This window comes from Limnospira sp., assembly GCF_051859755.1.
In the GTDB taxonomy this organism is placed as follows: Bacteria; Cyanobacteriota; Cyanobacteriia; order Cyanobacteriales; family Microcoleaceae; genus Limnospira; species Limnospira fusiformis.
Genome location: NZ_JBIMLI010000012.1, coordinates 25690 through 44525, shown reverse-complemented (window position 1 = coordinate 44525; position 18836 = coordinate 25690). Strand labels below are relative to the sequence as shown.

Below are 18836 nucleotides of genomic sequence, written 5' to 3'. Positions count from 1 at the left end.
CGGGTGCAGCTAGTTGGCTGGTTTCTCCCGTGGCTGCTCTAGCACCCGCCCCTACTGGCGGTGGGAATCGTGGGTTAGGGCGGGTGCAGCTAGTTGGCTGGTTTCTCCCGTGGCTGCTCTAGCACCCGCCCCTACTGGCGGTGGGAATCGTGGGTTAGGGCGATCGCTTTCAGTGGGCTGGTTTCTCCCGTGGCTGCTCTAGCACCCGCCCCTACTGGCGGTGGGAATCGTGGGTTAGGGTTAGGGTTAGGTTAGGGCGGGTGCAGCTAGTGGGCTGGTTTCTCCCGTGGCTGCTCTAGCACCCGCCCCTACAGAGTCGCGCCTACTCTATATTTGTGTCGCCTTCCCTGGTTAAAATAATTAATCCACTATACTCGGATAATCTTCATGGCACAGACTCTACTTTTTAATGCACTGCGTCAAGCCACTGACGAAGAAATGGCTCGCGATCCTGCTGTATTGGTTCTAGGGGAAGATGTAGGTCACTATGGTGGTTCCTACAAAGTGACCAAAGACTTGCATAAGAAATATGGGGATCTGCGAGTTCTCGATACCCCCATTGCTGAAAATAGTTTCACAGGGATGGCAGTTGGTGCCGCTATGACCGGACTGCGACCCATAATCGAAGGGATGAACATGGGATTCCTGCTGCTGGCTTTCAACCAAATTGCTAATAATGGTGGAATGCTGCGCTACACTTCCGGGGGTAACTTTAAAATGCCTTTGGTAATTCGTGGACCCGGCGGGGTGGGTCGTCAATTGGGAGCCGAACACTCTCAACGCCTAGAGTCCTATTTCCAAGCGGTTCCGGGTCTAAAAATTGTCGCCTGTTCTACGCCCTATAATGCTAAGGGTCTACTCAAATCGGCAATTCGGGATGATAACCCGGTTTTGTTCTTTGAGCACGTCCTGCTGTATAACCTCAAGGAAGATCTACCGGAAGAGGAATATTTGGTTCCTATTGACCAGGCGGAAATTGTGCGATCGGGTAAAGATGTCACGATTCTTACCTACTCTCGGATGCGCCATCATGTAATGCAGGCGGTTCCGGCTATGGTGAAACAGGGTTTTGACCCAGAGGTGATTGATTTAATTTCCCTCAAGCCTTTAGACCTGAATACCATTGGCGAGTCGATTCGGAAAACTCACCGTGTGATTATTGTGGAAGAGTGCATGAAAACCGGGGGAATTGGGGCGGAACTGACGGCCTCGATTAATGATAATTTCTTTGATGAACTTGATGCTCCTGTGTTGCGGCTTTCCTCCCAGGATATCCCTACCCCCTATAACGGGATGTTGGAAAGGTTGACGATTGTACAGCCGGAACAGGTTCTGGAGGCGGTTCAGAAGATGTTATCCCACCAGGTATAGCTTAATGGGTTCCGCGTCTGGACTTCTGGGTTGAGTTGGGGTGAAGTTCCATGGCTTTCCTGGTAGTTCGGCGTGGGATCGGATTTTAATGATAAAATGAGTCGTTATCCCTGATTTTGAATTCAGTATGCGAAAACAGCGATCGCTCCTTTTCCTGATCTTACTCCTGGTCATCACTTCCCTGATTATTTTGGTCCGGGTTCCTATTCGCCTGGGACTAGACTTGCGGGGTGGTTCTCAACTCACAATTCAGTTGCAAACCTCCGATGATGTGCCACGCATTGATGAGCGGGTTTTGGAGGGGGTTCAGAGTGTCATCGAAAACCGTGTCAACGGTTTGGGTGTTTCTGAGGCTGTGGTGCAAACTGTAGGAGATGATCAGATTCTGGTGCAACTCCCCGGTGTCAGTGACCCAGAACAAGCGGAACGGGTTTTGGGAGGGACGGCTCAGTTGGATTTCCGGGAGCAAAGACCGGGGACTGAGGGAGAGCTTTTTGCGGAAATACAGGTTAATCGAGCATTAGATGCTGATTTAAGACAGGCGATCGCCACCGGAGACGATGATAGACTCGAACAACTCCTCCAACAACTCAATGAAAGTAATCAGGCGATCGCCTCATTCTATAAAGAACCCATAATTCGCGGCCAGCAGCTACAAGATGCCTTCCCCCAACCCACTCAAGGGGGGAATGGTTGGGAAATTGTCCTGCGCTTTAATAGTGAAGGCGGCAGAAATTTTGCTGAACTTACCAAAAACTTAGCCGGGACAGGACGCACCATTGGCATCTTTTTAGATGACAGTCTGTTAAGTTCTCCCACCGTTTCCGTGGAATTTGCCGATACCGGAATTACCGGGGGAAGTGCCGTAATTACCGGCAATTTTAGCGCCGCCGAAGCTAATGATCTCGCCGTACAATTGCGAGGGGGAGCGCTTCCGGTTCCGGTGGAAATTGTCGAAAACCGCACCGTCGGTGCAACTCTGGGACGTGATAGCATTCAGCGCAGTATTTATGCCGGCAGTGGCGGCTTGATTTTGGTGCTAATTTTTATGGTGGCTTATTATCGCCTACCAGGAGCGATCGCTGATGTGGCTTTGGTGGTTTACGCCTTATTTACCCTAGCCATTTTTGCCCTCTTGGGAGTTACCCTTACCCTACCGGGAATTGCTGGGTTTATCCTTAGTATCGGTATGGCTGTTGATGCTAACGTCCTGATTTTTGAACGCACCCGGGAAGAACTCCGAGCCGGAAAAACCCTCTATCGTTCCGTCGAGTCTGGTTTTTATCGGGCTTTTGGCAGTATCCTGGATGGAAATGTTACCACTGGTATTGCTTGTGTCGCTCTGTTCTGGCTGGGAACTGGACTGGTGAAGGGATTTGCCCTTACCCTCGGCTTGGGGGTGGCTGTGAGTATGTTTACCGCTGTTACCTTTAGCCGCACTCTCATGTTTACCGTGATTAGTTTACCTGAGTTCCGCAAGCCTGAATTGTTTTGTCCAAATCTCCCTAAGACTAATTAGGTTTGATGGTTTTCTCAACTCTTGTGTTGCCCCTAAATTATGGCTTGATCTGAAACTATGACTTTTAGTGTGACAAAACGGCGATCGCTTTGGTGGATGATTTCGGCGGCGGTTATCCTCGCCGGAATAGTGGCGATGTTAATTTCCTGGACTAATCCTGATATTGGCTCACCCATACGCCCCGGACTAGACTTTGTGGGAGGAACTCGCCTCCAGTTGGAACTTGATTGCACTGTTCCCGGTAATTGTGATGGCCCCATTGAGATTGACCAGGTGCGGGAAGTTTTGCAGGCTCAGGACTTGGGTAGCAGTTCCATTCAACTTTTGGATAAAGACCCCATTCAACGCGATCGCCAAATTGTTTCCGTTCGCACTAAAAACCTCAATGTTGATGAACGAACTCAGCTAGAAGCCGCCTTGCGAGAGGCGATCGGAGTTTTTGACCCCCTCGCTACCCAAATCGACACCGTGGGACCAACTCTCGGCCGTCAAATCTTTATTTCTGGACTCCAAGCCTTACTCGTCGCTTTCGCCGGAATTACCGTCTATCTAACTTTCCGGTTCCAGTTTGACTATGCAGTATTTGCATTTGTCGCCCTATTCCATGATGTTTTTCTGACTATGGGGATATTCTCCATTTTCGGTCTGGTTTTTGGCTTAGAAGCCGATACCCTATTTTTAGTAGCCCTCTTGACAATTATCGGGTTTTCTGTTAATGACACCGTGGTAATTTACGATCGCATCCGGGAAATCTTGAAACAAATGCCCGACGCTTCTACCGGGGAAGTCGTTGATAATGCCGTTAACCAAACCTTGGCGCGCTCTATCAATACCACAGTTACCACCATCCTACCCCTGTTTTGCATTTTCCTGTTTGGCGGGGAAACTCTCAAATATTTTGCCCTCACCCTGATTATAGGTTTTATTGCAGGTTCCTACTCTAGTATTTTTATTGCTAGTACCCTCCTGGGTTGGTGGCGCGATCGCAAAGCGTCTAAGTCAACCATCGTCCCTAATGATGAACCTCAGCCAGTGTCTAGGGAAAAATAAATAATTACAGTCCCATGTCCTATCCTGAACCCTCATTAGATGATCCAGTCCTGAAAACTCAAATGAAACGACTCCATGAGTTGATAATTTGGAGTCGCTGGCTGGTGATTATCCTATTATGGTTGGTTATTGGCTCACTGAGTTTGTGGGGAATGCGATCGGACATTTCCCTACTCATGGAACATTTTACCTGGGCTACAGTCCGCCACGGCCTATTTCATAATCGCCTATCTGCGATCGGTTTAGGTATATGTGTAGGCATGACTACCAGCACCTTACTTTGGCAAAGTCGCAACATTCTTATGGGTTTCCCCCTTCGTTATCGCCAACGCCTAGAAAGACAAGTCCTCAAAATTCGCCAACAGGGTTCGACTCATCCCCTGTGGCGGTGGGTAATTAATAATTATAAATAATTAGCCTCCATAACTGAGCAGATCAGCTACCACTAGAAGACTCTCTGAGAATTATCTGCCATAAGTTTGTATAAATTATTACAATTAACCCTTTATGTCAAGTTATGCTTCAGTTGGTTAAGAGATTTGTAAATCATGTGAAATCTTGTGTAATTTGATGTTTGATCAGGCGAATTTGAGTTATGGTTGAGACTATAAAGAAAAAATAAAGGCGGCCACCACAAATTTAAGATTAGTGTGAACAGGCTGCATATCTAAGACGCTCACCCACTCCCGGCTTTGGGGAGAAAATGAACAAACCATAAGGAGGTCTTATGACTCCAACAATGCTCCGTCAACTTTGGTCTTTAGTTGAAAATACCCAACCTTCACATTTAGTTAGTCTGGATGATGATAGCCTGGTTCAGTGCTTGATGGGTCGCCTAAAGAGTCAGTCAAGCATCAATGGTCAGGAGGTGGATATGTTGGATGAGTATATCAACTCTCGTATATCTCTAATTCGTGACCTAGCCGAGGCTCGTCTGTCTGGGGAATCAATGGCTTAATATTCAATAGGGACGGAGTATAGTGTGCGATCGCTCTATATATTACCCCCCCACAATTTCCCCGAAGATCGCGATATATAGCCAATTTATGTCAAACTCCCTTGAAATTGTCCACGAACGATATCGCCAAATTAAGGTAAGTTTATGAAAATTGTCAACTCCCTTCTCAGGCTGTTGTAAGATAGTCCTGTCCTCGGGTTGCCAATTAATTGGGCTCTCCCTCTTCTCCTAAGTCTCCCTGATAGGTGCAAACCTTAATAGTGGGTGGCTTAGTGGCGATATGTAAACCGATTCAAAGACAATTCAAAAACTATGGGTAAACGAGGTTTTCTATTATTGGTAAGTTGCTTGTCAGCCTTATCACTCACAGCTTGTGAACCCGGAGGATCTCCAGGTTCTGACGGACTAGCCGCCGGAGGCAGCGGTCAAAGTCGCCTAAATGTTGTCAAAAACCGAGGAGTCCTCATTTGTGGGGTAGATGGTGGTATTCCTGGCTTCAGTTTTGTTGATCAGAGTGGCGAATACTCTGGCTTAGATGTAGATGTCTGTAAAGCCGTAGCAGCAGCCTTATTTGATGACCCTAATGCAGTTCAGTATCGGAACTTAGATTCCACAGAACGTTTTGAAGCCATGAGAGCCGGGGAAGTAGATATGCTTTCGCGCAATACTACCTGGACTCTCAGCCGTGATACATCTGTAGGGATGGAATTTGCCCCTACCACATTCCATGATGGTCAGGGTATGATGGTTCGCGCAGATAGTGGAATTACCAGCTTAGAAGATTTTCAGGATCGCGCCGTCTGTGTAGAAGCGGGAACTACCACCGAACTTAATCTTACTGATAATATGCGCGAACGGGGTATCACCTTTGAGACCGTGACATTCCAACAGGCTGACCCCGCCTATGCGGCTTATGCTGAGGGTCGTTGTGAAGGTATGACCTCTGATAAATCTCAACTCCTCGCTCGTCGCAGCACCCTTCCCAACCCCAATGATCATATTATCCTGGATGTTACTATGTCTAAGGAACCCCTCGGACCTGTAACCCTCAATAATGACTCAGCTTGGTTTGATACCGTCAAATGGGTGACATTTGCTTTGTTTGAAGCCGAAGAACTAGGAATTACTCAAGCTAATGTCGAAGAAATTGCCCAAACTAGCGAGAATCCTACCATTCGCCGTTTTCTTGGCGTGGAAGGGGATTTAGGTACAGGAATGGGTTTAACTAATGATTTTGCTGCTAGGGTGATTAGGCACGTCGGAAACTATGCGGAAGTTTACGATCGCAATTTAGGTGCAGGTTCCCAGTTTAATCTTCCTCGCAATGAAAATGAGCTATGGACTAATGGGGGTTTACTCTTTTCTCCACCATTCCGTTAATGACAAAAATTAGGTGAAGGGTAGGATCTTATTAGTTGAGGCGGTTTTTTCGACTACCAAAACTGATCCACCTTTCATCTATCATGGTCAAGCTGAATAACATCACAGCAGCTTATGGGGACATATCAAGATGAAATTTGTGGATGAGTATCGGGATTTGGAATTGTCCCAAAAATACGCTCAGGCGATCGCATCTATTACTAGCCAACCCTGGACAATCATGGAAATTTGTGGGGGACAAACCCACTCCATTGTTAAATATGGCATTGACAAGTTATTACCTGAACAAATTACTTTAATTCATGGCCCTGGATGTCCCGTCTGTGTGACTCCCATTCACATGATTGATCGCGCTGTTGAAATAGCCACCCTTCCTAATACTATTCTCTGTTCCTTTGGGGATATGTTACGAGTCCCTGGAACCGAAAAAGACTTGCTTTCAGTTAAGGCTATGGGGGGAGATATTCGCATCGTTTATTCCCCTTTAGATAGTTTAAAAATTGCTCAGAATAACCCCGACAAACAGGTGGTATTTTTGGCGGTCGGCTTTGAAACTACAGCACCCGCTACAGCTATGGCGGTTTATCAAGCCAAAGAACTCTCAATTGAGAATTTTTCGATGCTGGTTTCTCATGTGTTGGTTCCTCCGGCGATCGCGGCTATTTTATCTAGTTCTAACTGTCGAGTACAGGGGTTTTTAGCGGCTGGTCATGTTTGCACAGTGATGGGATACACTGAATATGAGCCGATTGTAAACAAATATAATATTCCCATTGTTGTGACTGGTTTTGAACCTGTAGATATTCTTCAGGGGATTTATCTATGTATTAAACAGCTAGAAGAGGGACAAGCTACATTAGAAAATCAATACACTCGTTCGGTACAAAGAGAGGGAAATAAGACGGCACAAACCATTATATCACAAGTATTTGAAGTAGTCAATCGTCAATGGCGCGGCATAGGAGAAATTTCCGAAAGTGGTTTAGGGTTGCGATCGCCCTACGCGGAATTTGACGCAGAAAATCGGTTTAATTTGTCACCGCCACAACCGGATAATTATAGCGAATGTATCAGCGGTGAAATTATGCAGGGAATCAAAAAACCCCATCAGTGTCCCGCCTTTGGAACCCGCTGTAAACCAGAACATCCCCTCGGTGCGCCCATGGTTTCTTCGGAAGGCGCTTGCGCCGCCTATTATCGTTACCGCCACCAGGGAGAAACCGAGTTATTACAGTAGGGTGCGTCAGACACCAGAAACCATCAGAAAAACCCGATAATTTATTTCTGACGCACCAGAATACTTGTTCGGAAATAGCTTAAAATATTACCCTCACCCTAAATCAGAATTAATTAATAATTAATAATTAATAATTAATAATTAATTATTGTAGGGGCGGGTTCTGCTGTCAATTCTCAATTCCCCACGACGATATTAATAAACCCGCCCTACCCCACGGGGGAATTACTTGGAAAGGTATTAGATTATTAGACCAATTATATAGTAGGGTGCGTCAGACAGGGAAAACCAGGAGAAAAACCCGATAATTGATGACTGACGCACCAGACCAATTATAAAGTGAGGATTAAAATTTTAATTGATAGGTAAAATGTCTATCAGGTGTTCCCCTGGAAATAAGTCAATTCCTAAAGCTGATTTGATTAAATATAGCAGCAGAAATATGATAGCACTAATCATCAGGTTTAAGCCGATGAGCAATAAGGAAGCGGCTATGATATTAGCAATTTTATGGGCTTGGGTAAAGAAAGGCGATCGCTTTTTTTGTCGGCGTTCCTTACCCACGAAAACCACCACATAAAACCGATCTATAATCAAATCGACAGTAAATCTCAGATCGACAATTTTCGAGGAAGGTTGGGGTATAGCTGCATCTAAAGTTTGCCGAATTTCTGCCAGTTGTTGGGGGTTAAAACTTGCCAAAACTTCGGGAGTCATTTTTTGTAAATATTCATCAGCATTTGGGGGTTGAATCCGAGGTAAATTTCTCGGATATTGTTGAGATTTCCTGTTCATATTAAATCATCCAACCTAAGCGAAAAATTACCGAACCGACTATGAAAGCGACCCCCGGGATACCCAGTAGTATATAAAAAAGGCGATCGTCATTTAAACCCACCGTAGATAGGATAGTGCGACCCCATGCTAAAGCCATAATTAGCAGTATAGAAAAAGCCCATAATCCCATTAAAATCATCGCCCAAAGGGGTGCATTTTGGAATGGTAAATCTGGCAGCCACACCGTTGGCCATGTCTTGAGAATAGTGCCAATAAACATAATCAACACTAGCCAAGCATTCGCCAAAACAATAGCTTCTTCCCCGACCTTAGCCAAATGTAGGATAACCGCGAAAGTGATTAACCACACCAACCAGGGAACCTCAAACGCCGCCAGGAACCACCCAGCCACAGTATAGCCCAAAAATAAAGTGATAGTATAGATCCAAAATCGGGGATAGCTGTAAAATTTATCAGCCACAGTGTCTTTAACAGTTATCACGATATTGTATATTATACAAGAACATCTGAGCAACAGCAAATTTCAGCCAATTAATTAACCCATGGAAAGCAACCCCGACTTTAATTTAACCTGTCCTATTCCCATTGACAACTATCCCCAAGTTTTATTAGCCCACGGTGGTGGTGGACGATTAATGAATCAATTAATTGAGCAAATGTTTCGTCCCGCCTTCGGCACATCATCAGATATTCCCCATGATGCAACCACCCTGACTTTAACGGGCAAAAAAATCGCAATGACCACAGATTCTTATGTGGTTAATCCCCTATTTTTTCCAGGGGGAGATATCGGTTCAATGGCAATTTATGGAACTGTGAATGATTTAGCTATGGCGGGGGCGCGTCCTTTATATCTTAGCGTGGGATTTATCCTCGAAGAAGGACTACCCATGACCACTTTATGGCAAATCATTCAAAGGATGCAAATGGCAGCTAAAGGGGCTGATATTCAGATTGTTACCGGGGACACCAAAGTAGTAGATCGCGGCAAGGGAGATGGCATATTTATTAATACAGCAGGAATTGGAATTATTGAACATGAATTAAGGATTTGTCCTGAGTCTGTACAGCCAGGTGATATCATCTTAGTTAGTGGTGATTTAGGTCGTCATGGTATTGCTATTATGGCAGTGCGTGAAGGGTTGGAATTTGAAACCACAATTGAGAGTGATTCTGCACCAGTGGCTGACCTGGTTTTAGAATTATTAAATGCAGGGGTAGAAATTCACTGTTTGCGGGATTTAACTAGAGGTGGTTTAGCTAGTGCTTTACATGAAATAGCGACAGCCAGTAACTTACAAATGGAAATAGACGAGAATCAACTACCCATCCGGGAAGATGTCCAAGGAGCCTGTGAAATTCTGGGTTTTGACCCTATTTATGTAGCGAATGAAGGTCGTTTTGTGGCTTTTATACCTGCTAAGGATGTTGAAAAAACCTGCTCAATTTTAACTGCCAAAAATCCCCAAGCGTCTGTGATTGGTCAAGTTCAAGACAAAGCTGGGGGATTAGTGACTATGCGAAGTAAAATCGGATCGACTCGCATTGTTGACTTACTCAGTGGGGAACAACTACCCCGCATCTGTTAAGTTAAACTCTTTCATGGCTGGAATAAAGTTGGCGTTTTCATGGTTAGAACGACTGAGTTTAATCAATGCAAAACGCTGGATAGGTGTGAGTTTTTCCCACTGTTCTACAGAAATTTGTAAATGGGTTTCGGCGGCTTTATTTTGGACGGCTTCAGGAACTTGACTAGCATCTAACCAAGCTGGCTGTGAATCAACTGGCAAATCTTTTAGGGGTATATCTGTATATTTACTCGCGAAATCTTGCAGTAAATTACGATAGGTATTAATATCGTCTTGGGTTTCGGTTGGCTGTTGTACTAATTGTTGACGCACCGACAGGGGAAATTGATTCCAGTGGGCTAGTTTTAATTTAACCCCACAGGTATCGAGTTTGTAGCGAACCGCCATAGGAATACAGCGTAGAGAAGAGACAAAATCATCCTCAAATTTAAACAAGTGACTCATTATTTACCTATTAGAAGTTGACCTACAAAAAATTGACTTCTGCGCCAACAGATTGACTTTGGATAAAATCAGCTAACCACCGTCTAACGTGATAGGTAGCGCGACAATCATCTTCATTATAACGAACGATCGCATCTAATAAAGTGCGATCGCCTGTTTTTAACCATTCCTCATACCAACAAACACATTGCGCGCCATTAGCCTTAGCATCTCGCCACTCAAAACCCATCCAGCGTGCGATCGATTTTAAGGCGTAGCTTTCCACAGGTAATGTGACGGTTTCTACAATTTGATAATGAACATCAACTAAGCGTTTAATCAAAGGTCGCCACAAATAAGATGGAGTCTGATACAGTTTAGCCAAACGGCTAATAGTTTTGGCTTCATAGTCGCAAAAGTGGAAAATTGGCGCAATGGGATATCGCCACACGAGGGTTAAAAAATGCTCCCAGGCTATTTGTTCATCGGCGGTAGTTTCGGCTAATAAGGGATAGAATTTTTCCCTTTGCGATCGCCTATCAACTACCAACACACCATGAAGATAATCTAAGTTTAGATCCGGCTGTGCTTCAATATCAAAATATAGTTCTACAGGTGATTGTAACCAAAAGGGATCTGGCAGATATTTATGGCTGGTTTTTGTCGATAGTTTAACATTAATAATATCATCAATATTTTGCTTGAGAATGGCTTGATTTTTCCAAACAGATTCAGCTTGCCTAATTACTTGGACAGCGACACCATTATCAAACTCTGGATAAGTTTGGAGGATTTCGGGTTGAGTTTGTGCGAGAGACTCAACACTGGTCAAATTTAAACTATTAAGGCGAGTTTGACGAATGGGGGTAATTCCTGGTAATAAACAGATATTTTTTTGGGATTTAGCAATATCATGGCAGTTAGTATACCATTGACAGAGACTGCATTTTTGGCGACTGATAAAAATATCCGGTTCCTGAGCGTTTTTGATCAGAGTCAGATAATCCTGGACAATTTCCCGCATTTGAGGAAGTCGCTGTTTGAGGTCTACGGAATAAGCACCGCGATCGCGTAATAGTAGCACCACTTCTTCTGGCATTACCCCTTGAATCGCCGCCAATATTTCCCCATGAAATACGGCTACAATTTGATAATCAAGTTTCGGACGTTTTCCTAGGCGGATATCTTGGGGGATATATAGCCAATCACCAAACTGGGAAGCCCCAGGTTTTTTGACTAACAAATCTGGGCGACTGAGATAACTTACCTGTTCAGGGAGTTGGTCAAAAAAGGAGCGATCGCCATAAGCAGAATCGGAGGAATGGCTATGATATAATAACACCCCACGGTAAATATAATCTACTCCCTGCCGCATCAATTCTAGGGTAGCTTGCATTCCGGCTTCCCAGTCTTGTGGGGGATATTTAGGCTGTGAATAAATGCGATCGGCAATGATAGTTTTTCGATAGGTGACACTATCAGCTATCAATTTCAGGAGAAAATCGCTAGGGGGTTCTTTCAGGGTGCGATCGCCGTAGACATCTAAAAAGGCCCGTCGATCGCAACGTTGGTAAAATAGAAGCTGTTGATCTTCGATCAGCATTAATATTGTTGAGGATGGGCAAGGTAAATTTATGATTATAGGCTATGGTAGCACCAATTCTGATGTAGATGGGTTAGTTGTTGAAAATTCGTGGTAAAAGTGGATCATAAGGCGATATCTGATACCCATGAACAAGTCATTAGAAACCCACCGACAAAATTTTCCAGCTTTGGAGAATAAGGCATATTTTAACTATGGGGGACAGGGACCCTTGCCACAAGTCTCGATGGATAAGATTATCAAATCCTATCAGTTTGTCCAGGAGTGTGGTCCTTTTTCCCAAAAGGTAAATAGCTGGGTTCAGCAGGAGTTAGGCTTAACACGGGAGGCGATCGCCTCTGAGTTAGGGGTACAATCTGCAACTATTACCCTGACGGAAGATGTGACCGTAGGCTGTAATATTGCCCTATGGGGGATTGATTGGCAACGAGGAGATCATCTATTAATCTCGGATTGTGAACACCCAGGGGTAGTGGCCACGGTGGGGGAATTGGTGCGGCGGTTTCAGATAGAGGTATCTGTCTGTCCCCTGTTAGAGACTTTAAATGAGGGTGATCCGGTAGAGGCGATCGCATCTCGAATCAAATCCAACACTCGCCTGGTAGTAATTAGTCATATCTTATGGAATACAGGACAGGTTTTGCCTCTCACCGCGATTATGCAAGCCTGTAAAGCCGCTTCAGGAGGGGTTAGGGTATTGGTGGATGCGGCGCAGTCTGTAGGGGTTCTGCCGTTAAATTTAGCGGAATCTGGAGTAGATTTTTATGGTTTTACGGGTCATAAATGGTTATGTGGTCCAGAGGGTTTAGGGGGTTTATATGTCAGTCCTGATGCTGTATCAGATCTGAGTCCTACTTTTATCGGGTGGCGGGGTATTGAAGTTGACGAAAGGGGAACACCGACTAATTGGAAATCTGACGGAAGACGCTATGAAATAGCCACCTCAGCTTATCCTTTGATGGTGGGTTTACGAGAGGCGATCGCTATTCATAACCAATGGGGAACTGCCACCGAACGTTATCAACAAATTTGTAATCTTAGTCAATACCTATGGGAACGTTTATCAGAACTTCCCCAAATTGATTGTTTACGCACTTCTCCACCAGAATCGGGTTTAGTATCATTTAAAGTTACCCAAAGTCTCCCCCACCCACAGATAGTCAGAGCCTTAGAATCGGAAAATATTTTAGTGCGAACTATCCTCGACCCCGACTGTATTCGCGCCTGCGTTCATTATTTCACTCAGCCATCAGAAATTGATGAACTGATTACTTGTCTGGCTAAAATATCGGGTGGCGGCTAATTTTAAAGGCGATATATCCTTATGTTTCAACGGTATCAAGATGATAGAAATACTATATTTCATGGAGATGCAATTCAGATTTTATCTAGTCAAATTGCAGCTAATTCTGTGAATCTGATTTTTGCAGATCCTCCCTACAATATAGGGAAGAAATTTTCCAAGTTTCATGACCAATGGAATTCCGAAGAAGATTATATCAATTGGTCATATCAATGGCTTGATGAATGTGTCAGGGTATTGAAACCTAACGGAACATTATATGTAATGACCAGCACTCAATCTATGCCATACTTTGATATTTACTTGCGGCAAAAAATGTCAATTCTTAGTCGTATTGTCTGGCATTATGATAGTTCTGGAGTGCAAGCAAAGAAGTATTTTGGGTCTATGTATGAACCCATACTTCATTGCGTGAAAGACCAGAAAAATTATATTTTCAATTCAGCCGATATTAAAGTGGAAGCCAAGACTGGCGCACAACGTAAATTAATTGATTATAGAAAACCAGTACCTACTCAATACAACAGTGAAAAAGTGCCTGGTAATGTCTGGTATTTTCCCCGTGTAAGGTATCGCATGGCAGAATATGAAAATCATCCAGCACAGAAACCAGAATCATTGTTAGAAAGAATTATTCTAGCAAGTACCAACACACATGATTTGGTACTTGATCCCTTTGCTGGAACTTTTACCACTGCAGCCGTAGCTAAACGCTTAGGACGAATTTCTATGAGTATAGAATCTCAAGAAGAATATCTTAAAATTGGTCTAAGGCGGGTTTTAGGATGGCAAGAATACCAAGGAGAAAAGCTACTACCACCCGCGAAAAATCAGACTAAACAAAATACCAATTTTCCTACAAATCAATTCATTCAACCCAGTATTTTTGATGCCGATACTACAGCATGAATTCACTCTAAAGATTATCGAAATTCTCAATTCTCATTTTCCCAATCAGGGAGAGCAAGTTTTGATAAATAGTGAGTTATTGCAATATCTCAATATTAAAACCAAAGCTGCTAATCGAGGTTCTAAATCACGGGCTGGATTTGCTAACCACTATGCTATCTATGTATTAGTTGAAGACTATCTCAATAATAAATTTCACATTAGAGGTGGCTATGATGATTATGAAGGGGCTCAGTTTATTAATCTTTTACAGAGACAAAGACAACTTCCCTTTGGGAATAAACTGCAAAATCATGCCCTGAATCATCGACTAAATCAGGAGTTTAAAAAATACTTCCCCACTTTATCTTATGTACCGGTAATCAGAGATACAAAAACTAATAGATACTGGATAAATGAAAATCTGCTTCAGGTTTCTATCAATGGTAATCAAATCAACATTGCTGAGGCAATCATAGATATTATAGATGCTTTTGTGATAGCCAGAAGACAGTCTTTTAGTCAGTTTATTATCTATTGTAAACAGATGATTGAGATTCATAACCAAGACCCTTTACAAGCTATTGAGTTTATTCGCAGTTTGTTAAACAAGGATGTAGATGCCAGAGTGTTTGAAATTGTGAGTTATGCGATTTTAAAACAGTATTACGGAGAGCAAAAAATCTACTGGGTCTCCTAATAGTCTAAATACTGAATACTTAATTTTGTATAAAACTGGTAGAACTAATGCGAATGATGGTGGTATAGATTTTGTGATGAAACCCCTAGGTAAATTCTTCCAAGTGACAGAAACTATTGATGCTGGTAAATATTTCTTAGATATCGATAAAGTACAGAGATACCCTATTACCTTTGTTGTGAAAACTGAACAGCCACCGGAGGAAGTTTTAGATCAAGTTAAGAAACAAGCTACAGCTAAATATCATATAAAAGCTATTGTTCAAAGATATTTAGAGTCTATAGAAGAAGTCATCAATATCCCCGAACTGATGCACCGTTTTGATGCAGTTTTAACACAAGGAAAAGCACCAGATGTAATTGAGGAAATAGTTATACAAAGTCGTATTGAGTTTCACCTGGAAACTGAGGAAAATGATCTGATTAATTATCAAGATGAGGGTAGACTAATTTAATCAAGTATCTGGGTAAAAACTGTGAGATGATGATAATTATTGCCTCCCATATCAAAATCTAAGATAACCATTCTGTTTGCTGCTGAAGACAGGCGATCGCTATAGTAGTTTCCACCTGGTCAAATTCCTGATAAAAACGGCTAACACTCAGGAAAACTTCTGGTGTGGCTAGGATAATTAGTCGATCGCATAACTGTTGTAAAGAATTGACTAACTCGATAGGTGCGAGGGGAACACAAATCCAAATAGCGCCGGGTTTTTGCGATCGCAAAGCCTTAATCGCCGCTACCATAGTCATACCCGTAGCAATACCATCATCAACTACTATAATTAAATTATCCTTAACCGAATTAGAAGGACAATAGGTGGCGAATTCCTGCCATTGACTATAGGCTTTTTCTTGTGCGTCACGCAGAATAGAATGGCTTTCCCAAAACTGGCTAGGACGACGGTTAGACCAAATCACATAACCATCAGCAGTAACAGCCCCTAATGCTAACTCGGGATTATCTGGCTGGGTGATTTTTTTAGCCACAATTACACTGAGGGGACAAGCCAAACGGCGGGCTATCGGTTCAGCCACGGGTAAACCCCCCCTCGGTAAAGCATACACCAACGGACTCATAGCCCCAGGGGAGTCGGTGGTAATCTTATCAATAACTACCTGAGCTAGTTCCTCCCCGGCATGGGTGCGATCGCGAAATAGTGGGTTAGGGAACATAATCGGTTCATCCTTAGCAGTCCCGTTAGATATATAATGACTGGTGTGGCTCATAGTTGCAACTATCCCAGTTCAGCATATACCAGGATTTGAACTTTTACTTAGAAATTCATGTCTAACCAAGACCAACAACTCAGCCTTTTCGATATTCCTAGTCTTAATCAAGACCCTGAGTCCGTAGATTTTGACCTAGAAGAAATTCCCAAAAATGCTCATACTCCCATACCGCCGGGAACCTATCAAACTCTTGCACAAATTGCTGATCATTGTAATAGGTGCTCGCGCTGTCAACTGGGAAAAAACCGCACTCATGCTGTGATTGGTCGTGGGAACCCCACCGCCCCCATTATGATTATCGGAGAAGCACCAGGACAACATGAAGATGAACAAGGTCTTCCTTTTGTGGGTAGATCTGGACAGCTTCTTGATAAGATTTTAGACTCCGTAGGACTTAGTACAGATACCGAAGTTTATATTTCTAATGCTATCCGCTGTCGTCCCCCGGAAAATCGCACCCCAACTGCTTCAGAACTCCAAGCCTGTAAGCCTTATCTATTAGAACAAATCCGCCTCATTAATCCTCAAATTATCCTCCTCACGGGGGCGACTGCAGTTAAGTCTCTTCTAGGAGATAAACGCCCGATTACTAAAATTCGCGGTCAGTGGTTTCAGTGGGAAGGTCGTCAATGTATGCCGATTTTTCACCCCGCATACCTACTCAGAAATTCCTCCCGAGATGTTGGTAAACCTAAATGGTTAATGTGGCAGGATATGCAAGCAGTACGTCAGAGGTTAAATGAGATCCAATCACATTAATTTGACTATAAACCTCCCCACACCTACACCCTCTATTAATTGTTCTCAAATCGGAAAATTACATAAATTTTGCTAATTTATACGGCTAGATAAATTTGATTTTTAAAATATTGTTAAGAATTGATACAATTTTAGGGCAAATACCTCGCCAAAAGTTGACGAGATTATGGGGGTTATGCTATGCTCTAGGAAATCGCACCCAAGGGGTTCCTCTGTCTATTTCCCAAAATCAAGGCTACAACCCTGATTATGTGGCGGTTATAATTATTATCTGAGCAAAAAATAAAACTGGCGATGCACGAGTTTTGGGGTTGAAAGCGGGGTCGATTTTTAGACCTATTGACAAAAACGCCATTTTGTGCATAGACCGATCCAGAGACAGATCCCCCACCCTAGAGGAGAGGGGGGGGAATAGAATCTAATCCTGTTCTAGCCACATTTGCAGCATAGCGGTAGGGATGTAGATAGTAGGGTGATTAAACATATTTCGGATCGCCTGAGTTCCCTGAGACTTGAAAACCATCTGTAAACGACGCTTGAGGTTAGGATACTGTCGCAAAGCCTGAGCGATCGCCTCTTCAGCCTCAGCATTATTCTTAGTATTTTGTGCGACATGATCAAGTAGTTGTTTAACCTCGGTCTGTAGGCTTTGTGTAGTATCTTCTGGCTTAGGTGCAGCGCCATTAGTGCGGCGTACAGCTTGACCATTAGTGCGGGCAGATTTGAGATTTTTAGCTGTTGAAGCAGGTTGAGGTTGAGAAGAACCGCCGCCCCAATTTTGGACAGCCGTCGCCACATCAATACCGGTAGTTTGGCGCAACTCTTCCAAAAACGCCGCCATTTTAGAAGCTGTATTCCCCTTATTAGCATCAACAATAGTAGCACTATCAACAGTAATTTCAGGAACAGTAGAAGCCATAGTTTTTAGTAAGACTTCCAACTTCTGATAAAGGAAAATTTCCCGAGCATTAGGACCGGCTGCTTTCCAGGACTCAGCCAGCCGTCGTGTACCTTCAGCTTGAGCTTTCCCATCTTCAATAATTTGGGCAGCATCCCCACGCGCCCTAGCGATCGCCTTTTTACATTCCGCTTCTGCTGGTGCGACCACATCAGCTTGTAGTTGCTGTTCTACCTGCTTAATCCTTTCTTTTTGAACAGAGACCTCAGCCTGAGTCCTAGCGACCTCAGCGGCTGTTTCCGACTCCGACTCTGCGACCACCGCCGCCCGTTTAGTCATAGCATCAGCCACCCGGCGTTCAGCTTCCGCCTTAGATACCTCTACCTCAGTTTCCAACTTTTTCAACTGAGTCATTTTATGATTTTCCGCAGTACGGATAGCAGCATCAGCCTTAGCTTGTGCTTCAGCAACACGAGAATCTCTAAACAATTCCGCCCGTTGTTGTCGTCCAATCGAGTCAAGATACCCCACCTCATCGGAAATATTTTGAATTTGGAGAGTATCCAAAATCAACCCCAGTTGTTGTAAATCATCTTCAGCTTCTTCGAGGAGACTTTTAGCAAAAGCCAATTTATCCCCATTGACCTGTTCAGGGGTAAGGCTGGCTAACACCCCGCGCAGGTTTCCTTCCAGAGTATCTTTAGCAATGCGTTCAATTTCCTGGCGAGTTTTCCCCAATAAACGCTCGATCGCATTATGAATTGTGGGTTCTTCCCCAGCAATTTTAATATTCGCCACCCCATCAACCTGTAAAGGAATGCCTCCTTTCGAGTAAGCATTAGCCACCTTTAACTCAATAATCATATTGGTTAAATCCATGTGAAAGGCTTGTTCTAACAGGGGTGTCCGAATGCTGCTACCACCTTTCACCAGGCGATATCCCACAGTGCGATCATTTTCTGTTGAGCGACGACTACCCGCAAAAATCAACACTTCGCTAGGCTGACAAATATAGTAGAGATTGCGGATAATAAATACAGTGGCTCCGCTTCCTAAACCTAGGGCTGCTAATAAGGCGATGATAATTTCCATAATTCCTATACCTGTGTTGGGCTGCCATGAAATTTA

The 18836-nt window shown here is 43.7% G+C and carries 20 protein-coding genes; 14 read left to right on the top strand and 6 right to left on the bottom strand.

Features of this window, described 5'->3' with window-relative positions; translation table 11 throughout:
* Nucleotides 1-387 precede the first annotated feature (387 nt).
* The 7 genes from ACTIE0_RS03915 to hypD all read left to right on the top strand — a co-directional run bounded on the left by ACTIE0_RS03915 (nt 388) and on the right by hypD (nt 7515).
* A complete protein-coding gene (locus ACTIE0_RS03915; RefSeq protein ID WP_006621902.1) occupies nt 388-1371 on the top strand; it encodes an alpha-ketoacid dehydrogenase subunit beta in 984 nt (327 codons plus the stop codon).
* Nucleotides 1372-1498: 127 nt separating this feature from the next.
* Nucleotides 1499-2890, top strand: coding sequence for a protein translocase subunit SecD (gene secD, locus ACTIE0_RS03910; RefSeq protein ID WP_006668878.1), 1392 nt, complete (start codon nt 1499-1501; stop codon nt 2888-2890).
* Between the two features lie 57 nt (nt 2891-2947).
* On the top strand, nt 2948-3940 hold the full coding sequence (gene secF, locus ACTIE0_RS03905) for a protein translocase subunit SecF (protein ID WP_006621904.1): 993 nt from the start codon (nt 2948-2950) through the stop codon (nt 3938-3940).
* 14 nt (nt 3941-3954) lie between these two features.
* A complete protein-coding gene (locus ACTIE0_RS03900) occupies nt 3955-4353 on the top strand; it encodes a hypothetical protein (RefSeq protein WP_006668879.1) in 399 nt (132 codons plus the stop codon).
* A gap of 314 nt (nt 4354-4667) precedes the next feature.
* The gene (locus ACTIE0_RS03895) at nt 4668-4898 is read left to right on the top strand and encodes a hypothetical protein (RefSeq protein ID WP_006668881.1); all 231 of its coding nucleotides are present in this window, start codon (nt 4668-4670) and stop codon (nt 4896-4898) included.
* Between the two features lie 312 nt (nt 4899-5210).
* Nucleotides 5211-6278 (top strand): amino acid ABC transporter substrate-binding protein, encoded by a 1068-nt coding sequence (locus ACTIE0_RS03890; protein ID WP_006621910.1) that lies wholly within the window; start codon nt 5211-5213, stop codon nt 6276-6278.
* Nucleotides 6279-6408: 130 nt separating this feature from the next.
* On the top strand, nt 6409-7515 hold the full coding sequence (gene hypD / locus ACTIE0_RS03885) for a hydrogenase formation protein HypD (protein ID WP_006668882.1): 1107 nt from the start codon (nt 6409-6411) through the stop codon (nt 7513-7515).
* Between the two features lie 354 nt (nt 7516-7869).
* Here hypD and ACTIE0_RS03880 read toward each other — a convergent pair whose 3' ends face one another.
* Together ACTIE0_RS03880 and ACTIE0_RS03875 are read right to left on the bottom strand one after the other, a co-directional pair.
* The gene (locus ACTIE0_RS03880; RefSeq protein WP_006621912.1) at nt 7870-8310 is read right to left on the bottom strand and encodes a hypothetical protein; all 441 of its coding nucleotides are present in this window, start codon (nt 8308-8310) and stop codon (nt 7870-7872) included.
* Between the two features lies 1 nt (nt 8311).
* A complete protein-coding gene (locus tag ACTIE0_RS03875) occupies nt 8312-8794 on the bottom strand; it encodes a hypothetical protein (RefSeq protein ID WP_006668883.1) in 483 nt (160 codons plus the stop codon).
* A gap of 61 nt (nt 8795-8855) precedes the next feature.
* On the opposite strand from ACTIE0_RS03875, the gene hypE reads away from it, so the two are divergent.
* Nucleotides 8856-9902, top strand: coding sequence for a hydrogenase expression/formation protein HypE (gene hypE, locus ACTIE0_RS03870; RefSeq protein ID WP_006621914.1), 1047 nt, complete (start codon nt 8856-8858; stop codon nt 9900-9902).
* On the opposite strand, the gene ACTIE0_RS03865 is transcribed toward hypE, so the two are convergent.
* On the bottom strand, nt 9885-10346 hold the full coding sequence (locus ACTIE0_RS03865; protein ID WP_006621915.1) for a nitrate reductase associated protein: 462 nt from the start codon (nt 10344-10346) through the stop codon (nt 9885-9887). The genes hypE and ACTIE0_RS03865 overlap by 18 nt on opposite strands.
* A gap of 22 nt (nt 10347-10368) precedes the next feature.
* Nucleotides 10369-11928 (bottom strand): TM0106 family RecB-like putative nuclease, encoded by a 1560-nt coding sequence (locus tag ACTIE0_RS03860; protein WP_006668884.1) that lies wholly within the window; start codon nt 11926-11928, stop codon nt 10369-10371.
* Nucleotides 11929-12055: 127 nt separating this feature from the next.
* Here ACTIE0_RS03860 and ACTIE0_RS03855 point away from each other — a divergent pair, with 127 nt between their 5' ends.
* Genes ACTIE0_RS03855 through ACTIE0_RS03840 form a run of 4 tightly spaced genes read left to right on the top strand, consistent with a single transcriptional unit; the run spans nt 12056 to nt 15273 of the window.
* On the top strand, nt 12056-13231 hold the full coding sequence (locus ACTIE0_RS03855; protein ID WP_006621917.1) for an aminotransferase class V-fold PLP-dependent enzyme: 1176 nt from the start codon (nt 12056-12058) through the stop codon (nt 13229-13231).
* A 21-nt stretch (nt 13232-13252) separates the two neighbouring features.
* Nucleotides 13253-14140: an adenine-specific DNA-methyltransferase gene (gene yhdJ / locus ACTIE0_RS03850; RefSeq protein ID WP_006668885.1), complete on the top strand. Its 888-nt coding sequence runs from the start codon at nt 13253-13255 to the stop codon at nt 14138-14140.
* Nucleotides 14121-14819: a hypothetical protein gene (locus ACTIE0_RS03845; protein ID WP_006668886.1), complete on the top strand. Its 699-nt coding sequence runs from the start codon at nt 14121-14123 to the stop codon at nt 14817-14819. Before yhdJ ends, ACTIE0_RS03845 begins: the two co-directional genes overlap by 20 nt.
* A gap of 25 nt (nt 14820-14844) precedes the next feature.
* Nucleotides 14845-15273 carry a hypothetical protein gene (locus tag ACTIE0_RS03840; RefSeq protein ID WP_006621920.1) on the top strand — a complete coding sequence of 143 codons (429 nt, stop codon included), beginning with the start codon at nt 14845-14847 and terminating at the stop codon, nt 15271-15273.
* 58 nt (nt 15274-15331) lie between these two features.
* Here the strand turns inward: ACTIE0_RS03840 and ACTIE0_RS03835 are convergent, their stop codons facing one another.
* Nucleotides 15332-16048, bottom strand: coding sequence for a phosphoribosyltransferase (locus ACTIE0_RS03835; protein WP_006621921.1), 717 nt, complete (start codon nt 16046-16048; stop codon nt 15332-15334).
* Between the two features lie 57 nt (nt 16049-16105).
* On the opposite strand from ACTIE0_RS03835, the gene ACTIE0_RS03830 reads away from it, so the two are divergent.
* Together ACTIE0_RS03830 and ACTIE0_RS03825 are read left to right on the top strand one after the other, a co-directional pair.
* Nucleotides 16106-16810: a uracil-DNA glycosylase gene (locus tag ACTIE0_RS03830; protein ID WP_006621922.1), complete on the top strand. Its 705-nt coding sequence runs from the start codon at nt 16106-16108 to the stop codon at nt 16808-16810.
* Between the two features lie 110 nt (nt 16811-16920).
* Complete coding sequence (locus ACTIE0_RS03825) at nt 16921-17085, top strand: ubiquitin conjugating protein (RefSeq protein ID WP_228116453.1); 165 nt, start codon at nt 16921-16923, stop codon at nt 17083-17085.
* A 143-nt stretch (nt 17086-17228) separates the two neighbouring features.
* On the opposite strand, the gene ACTIE0_RS03820 is transcribed toward ACTIE0_RS03825, so the two are convergent.
* Nucleotides 17229-18800, bottom strand: coding sequence for a flotillin family protein (locus ACTIE0_RS03820; RefSeq protein ID WP_006621924.1), 1572 nt, complete (start codon nt 18798-18800; stop codon nt 17229-17231).
* Between the last annotated feature and the right edge of the window lie 36 nt (nt 18801-18836).